The following is a 14,324-nucleotide window of genomic DNA, read 5'->3' as shown; positions in this document are numbered from 1 at the left end:
TCTTGAAAACAAAACGCAGGTCCCTATCTAAGGGTTACGCGATGCCGAATTCGGGTCGCGGAGACAAAAAAACTTGCTGATTGTTTTCAGGAGATTTGAACCATGAGTACTGCATTTTCCCTCGCACCACTGTTCCGTTCCTCGGTAGGCTTCGACCGTTTCAACGACCTGTTCGAAACCGCCCTGCGCAACGAGCCAGGCAGCAGCTATCCGCCTTACAACGTCGAAAAACACGGTGACGATCAATACCGCATCGTCGTGGCGGCGGCCGGTTTCCAGGAAGAAGACCTGGAACTGCAAGTCGAGAAAGGCGTGCTGACCATCAGTGGCGGCAAGCGTGACGCGAACGAAGGCGTCACTTTCCTGCACCAGGGCATTGCCCAGCGTGCATTCAAGCTGTCCTTCCGCCTGGCCGATCACATCGAGATCAAGGCCGCCGGCCTGAGCAACGGCCTGCTGAGCATCGATCTGCTGCGTGTGATCCCGGAAGAGGCGAAAGCCAAACGCATCCCGATCAACGGGACGCAGAAGCCGGCGCTGCAACACTGATTCACTTGCAGAAACAAGTCGTCTGAACGGGCGATAAGCCGCTGAATGAAGGCCCCGATACGTCGGGGCCTTTTTTGTGGGCGCAGGAAAACTGCAGTTCGGCTTTGCCGCCAGCGACGGTTTCTCTACAATCCGCCGCAGTTTTGCCGGCCCCATTCCTTTCCGGTCGGCCTGGAGCATTTTTCATGGACGAGATTCAGCAGCGTTGGCTGTGGGCCCTCTCTGCGCCGATGGCGGCGCTCAATCCTGGCACGTGGTACGACGCTCCCGCGTTCTGCAAAGACAAATACATCAATCTGCGCGAAAGCTGGGGCATTGATGACCGCGAGCAGTTGTTCGAAATGCTCGAAAGAATGACCGACAACGGCCATGCCACTCATCTCGAAGACGCCTTTCGTGCCTGGGAGCATTGTCTGCCGAGTGAATGGCAGGCGTTGCTCGAAAAACTTGAACCTCGAGAGCGCATCCTGCACCAGTTCGCCAGTCGCACCTTCGGCAATTGCGGGCCCGGCGGGATTCTGTCCTGGGATTACGGGCGCATGGGATTTCTCCTGCGTTGCGGCGTGCGCAACCAGTGGATCGATGTGGCCGAGAGCATCTGGTTGCACAGTCGGCTGGCAGTCAGGGCGCAATTCCATTACAGCAATTGGCTGGCCTATTTCAATGGCTTCCTGGTGGGTCGTGCGTTCTGGAGTCTCATGAGTAAAAGCGATGACGAGCTGGCCTTCGAGCTGGATCGGCAGGGGATATTTTCGAACAATCTGCTGATTGTTCACGGACTCAATCAGAACATTCCGGTGTTTCTTGCAGACCTGCCATGGCAGATGGAACTGGACGTGCCGCAACGGCCGGAGTCACTTGAGGAGTTGGACTGGTCATGAGTTGCTGGATACGTCTGGGCATTGAACCCACCACGGATGAAACCCTGATCCGCAATGCCTACCGCGCACGATTGCCGGAGCATCACCCGGAGACCGATCCCGACGGTTTTCAAGCGCTTCGCCAGGCCTACGAACATGCAATCCGCGAGGCGCGTGACAATGAAGAGGAGCCGGATGCGCCTGAAGAGCCAGTGTCGCGCAAGACGTTTGTCGAATTTGATTCGCTGCTGAGCGATCCGACGCGGCGCTTCAACAGCGGCGCCTGGCAGGACTTTGTCAAAGCCCTCGATCAACTGCCACTCGGGGAGCTTGATGAGCTGCGCTGGGAATTGTTCTGGCGCACGGCCAACGCCGGTCCGCTGTCCTACCGCTGTGCAAGCGTTCTGGCCCGGCGCATGGGGTGGGAGCATCAGTTGCTGGATCTGGGCTTCGATCAGGCCCGACACGTTGAAGCGTTCCTCGACCGGATCAGCACCTCCGACCCGTTTGATACGTCGCTGATGGGGGAGTGGTCGGAGGCGGCGCAAATGGAAACCCTGTGGTATGCGCGAAGTCTGGATTTCGTTTTCGCCGAGCGGCCACTCCAAGAGTTCGAAGATTTCGCTCGCCAGCACACATGCCTGCCGTTACCCGACGACGCGGTTTACCTCAAGCGCCTGACGGTGCTGTTCACGCAGGCCGGCATCGGCGGCGAAAGCTTTTTGCAGCTGTGCATCGAGCAGCACCGCGCGTCGCCGGATGATGTCGATTGGCTGTATTTGCTGGCGTGCCAGAGCAGTCTGTTGGGTCTGGACGATCAGGCGCTGCCGTACTGGATTCGCTTGTGGCAGGAGCACCGCCATCCCAAGGCCGAGAGCCAGTTGCTTGCATTGTGCGCCAAGCGCCTGCCGGACTTTTTGCCACTGCTGATACAGGCGTTCGATCGCCTGGAGTCGTTCAGTGACTGGCCCGTCGATCTGGCCCACGCCACTCAGGTTTTTGGCAGCCCCGCACAGCGCCCGGAAACGATGATGCGTTGGCTGGGCATCGGCCAGCTCGAACTGCGAGGCCTGGCGCAAGCCTTTGTCGATTGGCGGCTGACCGGCGACGAGTTGCCCCTGCTGGCGCAACTGCTTGGCGAGCATGACGATTCACGGTTGCAGCGTCTCTATCGACATGCCTGGGCGCTGCATCGTGGGGATACACAATTGTTGCAACAGTTACTGGATGAGCCGCTGCCGTTTGACGCACTCGAAGCGCTGGTGCTGGGTGGCTTCAAGTACCAGGCTGAGCAACACGTTCGCTGGCTGAGCCGGGCGCCGATTGCGCTGGCCATGCAAGCCTTCGTTGCCGACGACGCAGCCTCGGCGCAGTTGCCCGAAGCGTTGATGAAAAGCACGCCACACGATGTTTGCCGGGTGTGGTTGCGCCGATTGCGCCCCTACAGTCACGTTGCCCTGGAACGTATCGCCGAGGCGTTCAAGCTCGATGACCCGAAAGCTGACAGCGATGTGTCCGATCTCAAGCTGCTGCTCGAACTGGCTCAGCGTGGCGCGGTGTTGCCGTCGATCGGGGAGGGCGAGGCGGTCTGGGCGTGGTACGCCCAAACACTGTTCCTGCGGGCATTGCTCGATCAGCCGGAACGCTGGATGCAAATGGTTGATGTGCAGTGTCTCGAGCGCCTGACCTTCAACCCGGCCCATCCGCTCAGCCGGTTGCAGCCGCTGTTGACCCGGTTGATGCGTGAACAGGGTGACCTGGGGACCATACTCGGCTGGCTACAAGGCGCGGACCCGGTGCATGCCATGCTTGCCCGGCAATTGCTTGGTGTTCAGGAGGCGCTCGACAGCGTTCGGTTGCTGGGCAATGACCGCTTGCTCGAGTGCATGCGCAGCGAAATGTCCGCGTTCGACGATGATCTGCTAGGGCGTATGCTGCTGAGTGCTGTGCTTTATCACGACACCTTGTTCGATGCGAAGCAGCGCCGCTTCCTGATAGACCGCATCACCGAGGTGGTCAATCCTGCCGAATGGTTCGATGGTTTTCGTCATGGCTTGATCAAGGGCGAGCCGCCGCGACCTCCGCAGCAGGAACTCGAAGATGAGGGGATCAACAGCGAAGATTTTTACCTGGCCCTCGATACCCTCAAGGAACTGGTGCTTTTCGGTCGTAACGGCGTACCTCGGCAAAAACGCCTGCAACGTCTGCAGCAAGCCAAGGATGACCCTGGTAACGGGCTCGGCCTGCGGTTTGCGTTCAGTGCGTTGTTGTCCCGCTGTGAAGTGCTGTTGCTGGCCAAGGGCGATACTCAGCCAGTGCCTGCCGCGGCGTTCTGGCGTTGGGGCTCGCGCTTGGGGCGCGGGGCATTCTTCTGGCAGGTATTGGCCGTCGTGTTGATCACCCCGGTCGCCGCGCTGATGAGTGGCACACCGACGTCCGGGACTGTTGTGATGGGGCTAGGCTTCGCGTGTTTGCTCGGCGTCGTTCTCCGACGGTTGCATGATCTGGGCCGCGGAGTTGCGACGTTGCTGGCGTTCGGCCTGGTGTCCGTGATCCTGCCCTTTTTGCCGCTGACGCTGTTCTTCCTGCCTGGCGACCAGTTGCTCAATCGCTACGGTGTGCCACCGGACAGTGCAGGAAGGGATGCGTTGCCCGGTGGTTTGCAGGCCGCTTTGCGGCAGCTGGAAACCTAAAGGCGCAACTCGTCGAGCGCCTTGTTCAACTGGGTGCGATGGCGAGTGATGTCCGCCGATTGCTGGGCGCCGAGCACGGTGGTGAAAGCGTCCAGCCATTCGGCGATCTGCTCGCGCTCATCGCCCAGGCTCTGCATCCAGGCCCGTTCCAGGCGTGCCAGCAGGGTTCGGTTGGGCAGCGCATCGCGAGGATGGATTTTCAGGGCGATCAGTCGGTCGTGGCTGGTTTGCCTGGATTCTTCGTCAAGCCCGGTCGGGCTGCGGTCGATGCTGTGGCTGTGGCGTTTGCCGCTGTCGTGCAAGGTCACATCGACCTCCAGCAGGCCGTTGATATCGTAGCTGAAGCGTACGTCCAGGCCCTGGATATGCTCGCTCGGGGTCAGCTCCACGTCGAAGGAGTCGATGAAAATGTTGTCGCGCACCCACGGGCGCTCGCCCTGATACACCTCGATACGGATCAGTGACTGATTCGCATGCGTGGTATGGAATTTTTGCACGCGGGAAGTCGGAATAACGGTATTGCGCTCGATGATCGGTGAAAAAGCACCGCTGATGCCTTCTCCGCGGCTGGTCGAAATTCCCAGGGTGTAGGGGCAGACGTCGGTCAGGATCAGTTCCTCAACCGCACCATCGCGCGCCTTGCACGCCGCTTGCGTTGCCGCACCCAGTGCGACAATCGTGTCCGGGTCGAGGTGTCGATAAGGCAGGCGTCCGAACAGTGTGGCCACCATTTGCTGCACCGCCGGCATCCGTGTGGCACCACCCACCAACACCAGGCTGTCGAGGTCGCGGGGTTTGAGCCGGGCGTCGCGCAAGGCCTGTTCGATGGGGGCGCGCAAGCGAGTCAGCAGCGGTTCCCAGGCTTTCAGCGCTGTCGCTTCGTCCAGCGTCCATTCATACGAGATGTCGCCATTGCGCCAGTTCAGGCTTTGAGTGCCTTCGGCGAGCTTGCACTTGAGCTGTTCAAGGGCGTCGCAAAGGCTGGCCAGGTTCTGGGCTTCAATGTGCGCCGGGGTGAGCTGCCATGCCTTGAGGCACGCCTGCAGCAAGGCCTCGGTAAAGTCTTCGCCACCCAGAAAGTTGTCACCGGTAGACGCATGCACCTCGATCAGCGGCAACGCATATTCCAGCACCGTGACATCGAAGGTCCCGCCACCCAGATCGAAGATCAGCGTGCGTTCGAATTTCTGTTCGTGCAGCCCGTACGCCATGGCCGCGGCGGTCGGCTCGTTGATCAGTCGGGAGACTTTCAGCCCTGCCAGTTCGGCAGCGAACAGCGTGCGTTTGCGCTGCTCGTCACTGAAATACGCCGGCACGGAAATCACCGCTTCAGACACCGGATGACCGAGAAAGGCCTCGGCATCCTGTTTGAGCGAACCGATCACCAGCGCCGAGAGTTCTTCCGGGCTGAATGAGCGCCCACCCAGTTCCAGACGTTTTTCACTGCCCATGAATCGCTTGAACGCCGCCGCTGTGCGTTCCGGGTGGGTGGTCAGGCGTGCGCGGGCGGCTTTGCCGACCAGAATGCTGTCGTCTTCATCGAGGCTGACGACGGAAGGCGTGAGTACCTCGCCGAGGGCGTTGGGGATCAACCGGGCCTGACCGTCCTGCCAGACGGCGATCAAACTGTTGGTGGTACCAAGGTCAATGCCCAGCAGGGCCGGGCGGGGGAGGGTTGCATCCTGCATGATCGATCTCGAAACGGCGCGAAAAAACGCGACCCTACAGGTTGCCGCCAACCCTGGCAATTACCGGCCTGACGTCGATGCCTGCGGTCAGCAACCGCACGCGTCCCGGTCAATCCAGCAAGCCTTTCAATACCTCCAGCGCCACCGGCCGACTGTGCAGATACCCCTGATACAAATGGCAACCCAGCCCTTGCAGGAACTCCAGTTGCTCCGGGGTCTCCACGCCTTCGGCGATCACTTCCAGTTCCAGGCTGCGGGCCATGGCGACGATGGCGCGAATGATCTCGGCGTCGTTGGGGTCGCTGGTGGCGTCGCGGATGAAGGATTGATCGATCTTCAGCGTGTCCACCGGCAGGCGTTTCAGGTAGGTCAGTGATGAATAGCCAGTGCCGAAGTCGTCCATGGCGAAGCTCACGCCGAGTTTTTTCAGGCGGCGCATCTTGCTGATGGTGTCTTCCAGGTTCTGGATGACGATGCCTTCGGTGATTTCCAGTTTCAGCAGCGAGCAGGGCAGGCCGTGGCTGGTCATGCTGTGTTCGATGCGTTCGACGAAATCGTTCTGGCGGAACTGCCGGGGGCTGATGTTCACGCACAGGCTGAATGCCAGAGGATCGATCAGGCCTTCGGCGATCAGTTGTTTGAAGGCATCGCAGGCTTCATCGAGGATCCAGGTGCCGACCTCAAGGATCAGCCCGCTGTCCTCCAGGACCTTGATGAACTCGGTGGGTGATTGCGCACCGAGCTCCGGGTGATTCCAGCGCACCAGCGCTTCGGCGCCGATGATGCGATTGTCCCGGGCGTCCACTTGCGGCTGGAAATGCACGTTGAATTCGCCACGGGACAGCGCCAGGCGCAGATCGGTCTCCATGCGCAGCCGCTCGCTGGCCGCTTTCTGCATGGTGTTGTGGTACATCTGCGTGGTGTTGCGCCCGGAATCCTTGGCTCGATACAGCGCAATGTCCGCGCGCTTGAGCAGGTCGGTCGGGGTCGAGCCGTGATCGGGAATCAGTGCGACGCCAATGCTCGGCGTCACTTGCAGGCGCTGGCCGTCGAGGAACATCGGTTCGGACAGCAATTCACGAATGGTGTCGGCCAGTTCACGCACCTGGCCGCTGACTTCGTTGCGGGTGCCTTCCAGGCCGCTGAGCAACACCACGAATTCATCGCCACCGAGCCTCGCCACGGTGTCTTCCATGCGCACGCTGGCCTCAAGGCGCGCGGTGATGATTTTCAGCACCGTATCGCCGACCGGATGGCCGAGCGAGTCGTTGATGTGCTTGAAGTGATCCAGATCGAGAAACAGCAGCGCGCCGCGTAGGTTGTGGCGTTTGAGCAGGGCGATCTGCTGGCTCAGGCGATCCATCAGCAGCGCGCGGTTGGGCAGGTTGGTCAGCGGGTCGTGATAGGCCAGATGACGGATCTGCGCTTCGGCGTTCTTCAGCAGGCTGACGTCCCGGGCGGTCATCAGCAGGCAGGCGGTTTCGTTGAGCGTGATCGGTTCGACCGACACTTCCACCGTCAGCAATTCCCCGCGCTTGTTGCGCCCGAGCATTTCCTGATGGTGCACGCGGCCCTTGATCTGTAGCTCTGCGAGCAGCCCCGAGCGCTGTTTTTCCTCGGCCCAGATGCCGACCTGATACACGGTTTTGCCCACCACTTCGTCGGCGCGATAACCGGTCAGGCGACAGAAGCCGTCGTTGACTTCCAGATAACGCCCGGTGTCGCGTTCGGTAATGGTGATGGCGTCGGGGCTGGAGTGAAACGCTTTGGCGAACTTCTCTTCACTGGCCTTGAGCGCCGCTTCCGAGCGCTGTTGCTGGGTGATGTCGCGCAGCGTGGTGACGATGCACGGCTGGTTGCCGACGCTGATCTGGCGGCTGGAAATCACACAGGTCAGCGACTGGCCGTCCTTGTGCTGGACGATGATCGCGACATTGCTCAGGCCCTGTTCGCGGATCACCCGTTCGATGCGTTGCAGGCTTTTCGCCGAGGCGTCCCACAGGCCGATTTCTTCGGCGGTATGGCCGATGACGTCAGTGGCGCTCCAGCCGAAAGTCTGGGTGAAACTGGAGTTGATCTCGATGAACTCCCCGGTTTCCTGGCGGGTCACGCAGATCGGGTCGGGGCTGACCTGGAACAGCGTGGCGAACTTCTCTTCCGAAGCCACCAGCCGTTGCTCGCGTTCGACCTGATCGGTGATGTCCAGCAGGGTGCCCGCCATGCGCAGCGGCGCGCCGTTTTCATCGCGATAGAGGCGGGCGCGGCTTTCCAGATAACGTGAGCTGCCGTCCGGCAGTTGCACGCGATACGTAAGTTGATAGTTGCCCGCCGGGCCTTCGCGCAGGCTGCGGTAGGCATCGCGCATGCTGTCGCGTTCCTCGCCGGGCACGCCTTCGAAGAATTCGTCAAAAGATTCGTGAAACGGAATCGGCTCCAGCCCGTGCAATTGCGCGGCGCGGGCCGAGCCGTAGAGCATGCCGCTGGGAATGTGCCAGTCCCAGGTGCCGAGCTGGGCAGAGTCCAGTGCCAGATCGAGGCGTTCCTGGCTGTCCTTGAGCGCGTGTTCGGCGGCTTTGCGCTCAGTGGTGTCGAGAAAGGTGCTCAATAGATAAGGCTGGCCTTCAAGTTCGACCTTTTGTGCACTGAGGATGCCGTCATGGACTTGACCATTGCTGGCGCGGAACTGCACTTCCATGCTGATCAGCTCGCCCTTGGCCTTGGTCTTCTTGACCAGCTCCGCCCGTTGCTCGGGATGCACCCACAGGCCCAATTCCAGGGTGGTGCGCCCGATCGCACTTTGCACCGGCCAGCCGAACAGACTTTCGAAATACTGGTTGGCCTCGCTGATCAGGCCGTCTTCCTGGCGGGTCAGCAGCACCATGTTCGGGCACAGATGAAACAGTGTGGCGAAACGTTTCTCCGAACTGCTGAGGGCCTGTTCCCGTTGCCGCTGGTGGGTGATTTCACGGATCACCCCGATCATTCGGGGCCGGCCATGCTTGTCCGGCAGCAGGCTGCCATTGATCTCCAGCCAGTGCAGGCTGCCATCGGGCCAGCGGATGCGGTGGTGCATCGCCTGTTCCAGCGGCGCGCCGGCGATGACCGCGTGGAAGGCGCGAACGGTTTTCGCCCGGTCTTCCGGCGGCAGCAGGTCGAGGTATTCCAGATCTTCGGGCAACGGCTGCCGTGGATCGAAGCCGAACAAGGCCTGAGTGCCCCGCGACCAACTGATCTGCCCGCGTTCGATGTCCCAATACCAGGCGCCGAGTCGGGCGCCATTGAGCGCCGCGAGCAATTGCGGCGCGCTCTCCCAGCTCTGCTCGGAACGCCGTGGATCAATGGCCTGAATACGCGGCATCGGCGGAATACGGTCAACAGATTTCGGCATTGTTAAGGGGCCTTGAGCTGATTTGGGCATTAGGCACAGGGACGGCAGCTCTATAGGAGTAGCACAAGTCAGCCGTGATTCCCTGGCAGATCGATTTGAGCGTCCAGCAGGGCCATAAACGCCCGTGCAGCATTCGACAGCGTCCGTTCGGTGTGCAGGATATAGCCTAGCTGGCGACTGAGCTGTATGCCCGGCAAAGGTATGCGCGCCACCTGTTCATCGAGCATGGTGCGCGGCAAAACGCTCCACGCCAGGCCAATCGACACCATCATCTTGATGGTTTCCAGGTAGTTAGTGCTCATGGCGATGTTCGGCGTCAGCCCCTGTGCCTCGAACAGACGTTGGACAATATGGTGGGTAAAGGTGTTGCCGCCGGGGAAAACCGCCGGATGGCCGGCAATGTCCGCCAATGTGACAGCGCCGTTGCTGATCAATGTGTGTTCCGGGGCGACCACGAAATCCAGTGGGTCATCCCAGACCGGCGTGGCCTTGACCAGTGTGTGTGGCTCCGGCGCCAGGGTGATGACTGCCAGTTCTGCGCGGCCATGGAGAATTTCCTCGTAGGCCACTTCCGAATCGAGGAACTGAATATCCAGCGCCACCTGCGGGTAACGGCGGGTGTACTCCCTTAATAAGGGGGGCAAACGGTGCAGGCCGATGTGGTGACTGGTGGCCAGGGTCAGACGACCGGTCACTTCGCCGGTCAGGTTGGTCAGGGCGCGGCGCGTGTCATCGAGCACGTTGAGAATCTGATAAGCCCGTGGCAGCAAGGCCCGCCCGGCCTCGGTCAGGCCCACTTCGCGGCCCAGTCGGTCGAACAGCCGCACATTCAGTTGCTGCTCCAGTCCGGCGATGCGTTTGCTGATCGCCGGTTGCGTCAGGTGCAGGCGTTCACCGGCGCCGGAGAAGCTTCCGGACTCGGCGATGGCGATAAAAGCATTGAGGTTGGCCAGATCCATGTTCGTATTCCAGTTGGTTATCCAAAGCATAAAAAATATGAATTTGAGTTATTCAATCTAACCCCATAGGATCGGCCTCACAAGCCAAAGGGTTATTGATAAGCCCAGGGCATAGAAACAAGCTGATGAGGAAACGTCTGATGGCCGGCAAAACGCTCTACGACAAGCTCTGGGATTCGCATTTGGTCAAGCAGCGCGACGATGGTTCGGCGCTGATCTACATCGATCGTCACATCATCCATGAAGTGACTTCGCCGCAAGCCTTCGAAGGCCTGCGTCTGGCCGGGCGCAAGCCATGGCGCATCGATGCCAATATCGCGACCCCGGACCACAACGTACCGACCACCCCGGAGCGCAAGGGCGGCATCGCGGCCATTGCCGACCAGGTCTCGCGTTTGCAGGTTCAGACCCTCGACGACAACTGCGATGAATACGGCATCGTCGAATTCAAGATGAACGACGTCCGTCAGGGCATCGTCCACGTGATCAGCCCGGAGCAGGGCGCGACCTTGCCGGGCATGACCGTCGTTTGCGGCGACTCGCACACCTCGACCCACGGCGCGTTCGGTGCCTTGGCGCACGGTATCGGCACCTCCGAAGTCGAGCACGTGCTCGCCACTCAGTGCCTGGTCGCCAAGAAAATGAAGAACATGCTGGTGCGCGTCGAAGGCCAATTGCCGTTCGGCGTGACCGCCAAAGACATCGTCCTCGCCGTCATCGGCAAGATCGGCACCGCCGGCGGTAACGGCCACGCCATCGAATTTGCCGGCAGCGCCATCCGTGACTTGTCCGTCGAAGGCCGCATGACCATTTGCAACATGTCCATTGAAGCCGGTGCCCGCGTAGGTCTGGTGGCGGCGGACCAAAAGACTGTGGATTACGTCAAGGGCCGTCCGTTCGCACCGAAAGGCGCCGAGTGGGATCTGGCCGTCGAATCCTGGAAAGACCTGGTGTCCGACGCCGACGCGCATTTCGACACCGTGGTCGAACTCGACGCTGCGCAGATCAAGCCGCAAGTCAGCTGGGGCACATCGCCGGAAATGGTGTTGGCCGTTGATCAGAACGTGCCGGACCCGGCTAAAGAGATGGATCTGGTCAAGCGCGACTCGATCGTCCGCGCCTTGAAATACATGGGTTTGACCGCCAATCAGGCGATCACCGACATTCAGCTCGACCGCGTATTCATCGGTTCCTGCACCAACTCGCGCATCGAAGATTTACGCGCTGCTGCGGTGATCGCCAAGGGCCGCAAGGTTGCTTCGACCATCAAGCAGGCCATCGTGGTGCCGGGTTCGGGTCTGGTGAAGGCGCAGGCTGAGGCCGAAGGTCTGGACAAGATCTTCCTCGAAGCCGGTTTCGAATGGCGTGAGCCGGGTTGCTCGATGTGCTTGGCGATGAACCCGGACCGTTTGGAGTCCGGCGAGCATTGCGCCTCGACGTCCAACCGTAACTTCGAAGGCCGTCAGGGCGCCGGTGGCCGTACCCACCTCGTCAGCCCGGCCATGGCCGCTGCGGCGGCGGTGAACGGTCGTTTCATCGACGTTCGTGAATTGATCTGAGGAGCGCAGCATGAAAGCTTTTACCCAGCACACTGGCCTTGTCGCACCTCTGGATCGTGCCAACGTCGACACCGACCAGATCATCCCGAAGCAGTTTCTGAAGTCGATCAAGCGCACCGGTTTCGGCCCGAACCTGTTCGACGAGTGGCGTTACCTGGATGTCGGTCAACCGTATCAGGACAACTCCAAGCGTCCGCTGAACAAGGAATTCGTGCTCAACGCCGAGCGTTATCAAGGCGCCAGCGTGTTGCTGGCCCGCGAAAACTTCGGTTGCGGCTCCAGCCGTGAACACGCGCCATGGGCGCTGGAAGAATACGGTTTCCGCAGCATCATCGCGCCGAGCTACGCCGACATCTTCTTCAACAACAGCTTCAAGAACGGCTTGCTGCCGATCATCTTGAGCGATGCCGAAGTCGACGAACTGTTCAAACAGGTCGAGGCCGCGCCGGGCTATCAGTTGCAGATCGATCTGCACGAACAGACCGTGACCAGCCCGAACGGCAAGGTGTACCGCTTCGAGATCGACGCGTTCCGCAAGCACTGCCTGCTCAACGGTCTGGACGACATCGGCCTGACCTTGCAGGACGGCGATGCGATCGCGGCGTTTGAAGGCAAGCATCGCGCCAGTCAGCCGTGGTTGTTCCGCGACGCGTGAATTAGAAAGGTTGAAACCCCAACAAAGGAAGTACTCATGACCAGCACCGCCCAGCACAGTCAGGTTGTACAAAAGCAATTCGGTGAACAGGCCGCCGCCTACCTGAGCAGCGCCGTTCACGCTCAAGGCACTGAATTTGCGCTGCTACAGGCTGAGCTGGCGGGGCAGGGTGAGGCTCGGGTGCTGGACCTGGGTTGCGGTGCCGGGCACGTGAGTTTTCACGTCGCTTCGCTGGTGAAAGAAGTGGTGGCCTACGACCTGTCGCAGCAGATGCTCGACGTGGTGGCCGCCGCTGCCGTTGATCGCGGCTTGAGCAATGTGTCCACGGTCAACGGCGCCGCCGAGCGTCTGCCGTTCGCCGATGGCGAGTTCGATTTCGTGTTCAGCCGTTACTCGGCGCACCACTGGAGTGATCTCGGCGTTGCGCTGCGCGAAGTGCGTCGGGTGCTGAAACCGGGTGGCGTGGCGGCGTTCATCGATGTGCTGTCGCCGGGCAGCCCGTTGTTCGACACCTATCTGCAGAGCGTCGAAGTGCTGCGCGACACCAGTCATGTACGCGATTATTCTGCCGGTGAGTGGCTGCGCCAGGTCAGCGAGGCCGGTCTGCACACCCGCAGCACCACGCGTCAGCGCCTGCGTCTGGAGTACAACAGCTGGGTCGAGCGCATGCGCACACCTGAAGTGATGCGCGCCGCGATCCGCCAGTTGCAGCAGTCGATGGGCAACGAAGTGCGCGAATATTTTGAGATTGAGGCCGATGGTTCGTTCAGTACAGATGTACTGGTGCTCTGGGCTGAAAAGTAATCTTGGAACGATAAGTATTTTTCCGGGCGCGCCTGTCGATGGCGCACCGACTGAAGACACGAGGAAAGCATGAGCAAGCAGATTCTGATTCTCCCAGGCGACGGTATTGGTCCGGAAATCATGGCCGAAGCGGTCAAGGTGCTGGAGCTGGCCAACGACAAGTACAGCCTGGGCTTCGAGCTGAGCCATGACGTGATCGGTGGCGCGGCCATCGACAAGCACGGCGTACCGCTGGCCGACGAAACCCTCGACCGCGCTCGCGCTGCCGACGCCGTGCTGCTGGGCGCCGTGGGCGGTCCGAAATGGGACACCATCGAGCGTGACATCCGCCCTGAGCGCGGCCTGCTGAAAATCCGTGCGCAACTGGGCCTGTTCGGCAACCTGCGCCCGGCGATCCTGTACCCGCAACTGGCTGACGCTTCGAGCCTGAAACCGGAAATCGTTGCCGGCCTGGACATCCTGATCGTCCGTGAGCTGACCGGCGGTATCTACTTCGGCGCGCCGCGTGGCACCCGTACCCTGGAAAACGGCGAGCGTCAGTCCTACGACACACTGCCGTACAGCGAAAGCGAAATCCGCCGCATCGCCCGCGTCGGTTTTGACATGGCCATGGTTCGTGGCAAAAAGCTGTGCTCGGTGGACAAGGCCAACGTGCTGGCTTCCAGCCAACTGTGGCGTGAAGTGGTCGAGCAGGTGGCCAAGGATTACCCTGAAGTCGAACTGAGCCACATGTACGTCGACAACGCCGCCATGCAACTGGTGCGTGCACCGAAGCAGTTCGACGTGATCGTCACCGACAACATGTTCGGCGACATCCTGTCCGACGAAGCGTCGATGCTCACCGGCTCCATCGGCATGCTGCCGTCGGCTTCGCTGGACGCCAACAACAAGGGCATGTACGAGCCTTGCCACGGTTCGGCGCCGGACATCGCGGGCAAAGGCATTGCCAACCCGCTGGCGACCATCCTGTCGGTGTCGATGATGCTGCGTTACAGCTTCAATCTGCACGAAGCGGCCGATGCCATCGAGAAAGCGGTCAGCGTGGTGCTGGATCAAGGGCTGCGTACCGGCGACATCTTTTCGACCGGTTGCACTAAAGTCGGTACGCAGGAAATGGGTGACGCAGTAGTCGCCGCGCTGCGGAATCTGTAATCTCTCGGGCCCGCTGC

10 protein-coding genes are annotated in these 14,324 nt (G+C 60.8%); 7 read left to right on the top strand and 3 right to left on the bottom strand.

Annotated features, from left to right (window positions below; genetic code table 11):
• The first annotated feature begins 102 nt into the window (after window positions 1-102).
• From AC1RMX_RS20220 to AC1RMX_RS20210, 3 genes are all read left to right on the top strand, one after another.
• Window positions 103-549 carry an Hsp20 family protein gene (locus AC1RMX_RS20220; RefSeq protein ID WP_102621524.1) on the top strand — a complete coding sequence of 149 codons (447 nt, stop codon included), beginning with the start codon at window positions 103-105 and terminating at the stop codon, window positions 547-549.
• Window positions 550-734: 185 nt separating this feature from the next.
• Window positions 735-1,430, top strand: a complete 696-nt coding sequence (locus tag AC1RMX_RS20215) for a DUF1266 domain-containing protein (protein ID WP_096821189.1) — start codon at window positions 735-737, stop codon at window positions 1,428-1,430.
• The gene (locus AC1RMX_RS20210) at window positions 1,427-4,102 is read left to right on the top strand and encodes a DUF805 domain-containing protein (RefSeq protein ID WP_493072838.1); all 2,676 of its coding nucleotides are present in this window, start codon (window positions 1,427-1,429) and stop codon (window positions 4,100-4,102) included. Before AC1RMX_RS20215 ends, AC1RMX_RS20210 begins: the two co-directional genes overlap by 4 nt.
• On the opposite strand, the gene AC1RMX_RS20205 is transcribed toward AC1RMX_RS20210, so the two are convergent.
• The 3 genes from AC1RMX_RS20205 to AC1RMX_RS20195 all read right to left on the bottom strand — a co-directional run bounded on the left by AC1RMX_RS20205 (window position 4,099) and on the right by AC1RMX_RS20195 (window position 10,137).
• Window positions 4,099-5,790, bottom strand: coding sequence for a molecular chaperone HscC (locus AC1RMX_RS20205; protein WP_096821191.1), 1,692 nt, complete (start codon window positions 5,788-5,790; stop codon window positions 4,099-4,101). The two genes, AC1RMX_RS20210 and AC1RMX_RS20205, sit on opposite strands and share 4 nt — an antisense overlap.
• Before the next feature lie 109 nt (window positions 5,791-5,899).
• Window positions 5,900-9,178, bottom strand: a complete 3,279-nt coding sequence (locus AC1RMX_RS20200) for a PAS domain S-box protein (RefSeq protein ID WP_493072837.1) — start codon at window positions 9,176-9,178, stop codon at window positions 5,900-5,902.
• Window positions 9,179-9,246: 68 nt separating this feature from the next.
• On the bottom strand, window positions 9,247-10,137 hold the full coding sequence (locus AC1RMX_RS20195; RefSeq protein ID WP_096821193.1) for a LysR family transcriptional regulator: 891 nt from the start codon (window positions 10,135-10,137) through the stop codon (window positions 9,247-9,249).
• Window positions 10,138-10,277: 140 nt separating this feature from the next.
• On the opposite strand from AC1RMX_RS20195, the gene leuC reads away from it, so the two are divergent.
• From leuC to leuB, 4 genes are all read left to right on the top strand, one after another.
• Window positions 10,278-11,696: a 3-isopropylmalate dehydratase large subunit gene (gene leuC / locus AC1RMX_RS20190; RefSeq protein WP_096821194.1), complete on the top strand. Its 1,419-nt coding sequence runs from the start codon at window positions 10,278-10,280 to the stop codon at window positions 11,694-11,696.
• 10 nt (window positions 11,697-11,706) lie between these two features.
• Window positions 11,707-12,351: a 3-isopropylmalate dehydratase small subunit gene (gene leuD, locus AC1RMX_RS20185; protein ID WP_096821195.1), complete on the top strand. Its 645-nt coding sequence runs from the start codon at window positions 11,707-11,709 to the stop codon at window positions 12,349-12,351.
• Between the two features lie 36 nt (window positions 12,352-12,387).
• Window positions 12,388-13,155, top strand: coding sequence for a class I SAM-dependent methyltransferase (locus tag AC1RMX_RS20180; protein ID WP_011333352.1), 768 nt, complete (start codon window positions 12,388-12,390; stop codon window positions 13,153-13,155).
• A gap of 69 nt (window positions 13,156-13,224) precedes the next feature.
• Window positions 13,225-14,307, top strand: a complete 1,083-nt coding sequence (gene leuB / locus AC1RMX_RS20175; RefSeq protein ID WP_085732478.1) for a 3-isopropylmalate dehydrogenase — start codon at window positions 13,225-13,227, stop codon at window positions 14,305-14,307.
• Window positions 14,308-14,324: the final 17 nt, after the last annotated feature.

The sequence above is a fragment of the Pseudomonas sp. GW822-FHT03F04 genome, from assembly GCF_058801405.1.
This window is presented reverse-complemented; position numbering and strand designations above follow the sequence as displayed.

What these genes read in the sequence shown, in the direction of transcription:
- AC1RMX_RS20220 (WP_102621524.1), top strand. Translation starts at nt 103, where the DNA reads ATGAGTACTGCATTTTCCCTCGCACCACTGTTCCGTTCCTCGGTAGGC.
- AC1RMX_RS20215 (WP_096821189.1), top strand. Translation starts at nt 735, where the DNA reads ATGGACGAGATTCAGCAGCGTTGGCTGTGGGCCCTCTCTGCGCCGATG.
- AC1RMX_RS20210 (WP_493072838.1), top strand. Translation starts at nt 1,427, where the DNA reads ATGAGTTGCTGGATACGTCTGGGCATTGAACCCACCACGGATGAAACC.
- AC1RMX_RS20205 (WP_096821191.1), bottom strand. Translation starts at nt 5,790, where the DNA reads ATGCAGGATGCAACCCTCCCCCGCCCGGCCCTGCTGGGCATTGACCTT.
- AC1RMX_RS20200 (WP_493072837.1), bottom strand. Translation starts at nt 9,178, where the DNA reads ATGCCGAAATCTGTTGACCGTATTCCGCCGATGCCGCGTATTCAGGCC.
- AC1RMX_RS20195 (WP_096821193.1), bottom strand. Translation starts at nt 10,137, where the DNA reads ATGGATCTGGCCAACCTCAATGCTTTTATCGCCATCGCCGAGTCCGGA.
- leuC (WP_096821194.1), top strand. Translation starts at nt 10,278, where the DNA reads ATGGCCGGCAAAACGCTCTACGACAAGCTCTGGGATTCGCATTTGGTC.
- leuD (WP_096821195.1), top strand. Translation starts at nt 11,707, where the DNA reads ATGAAAGCTTTTACCCAGCACACTGGCCTTGTCGCACCTCTGGATCGT.
- AC1RMX_RS20180 (WP_011333352.1), top strand. Translation starts at nt 12,388, where the DNA reads ATGACCAGCACCGCCCAGCACAGTCAGGTTGTACAAAAGCAATTCGGT.
- leuB (WP_085732478.1), top strand. Translation starts at nt 13,225, where the DNA reads ATGAGCAAGCAGATTCTGATTCTCCCAGGCGACGGTATTGGTCCGGAA.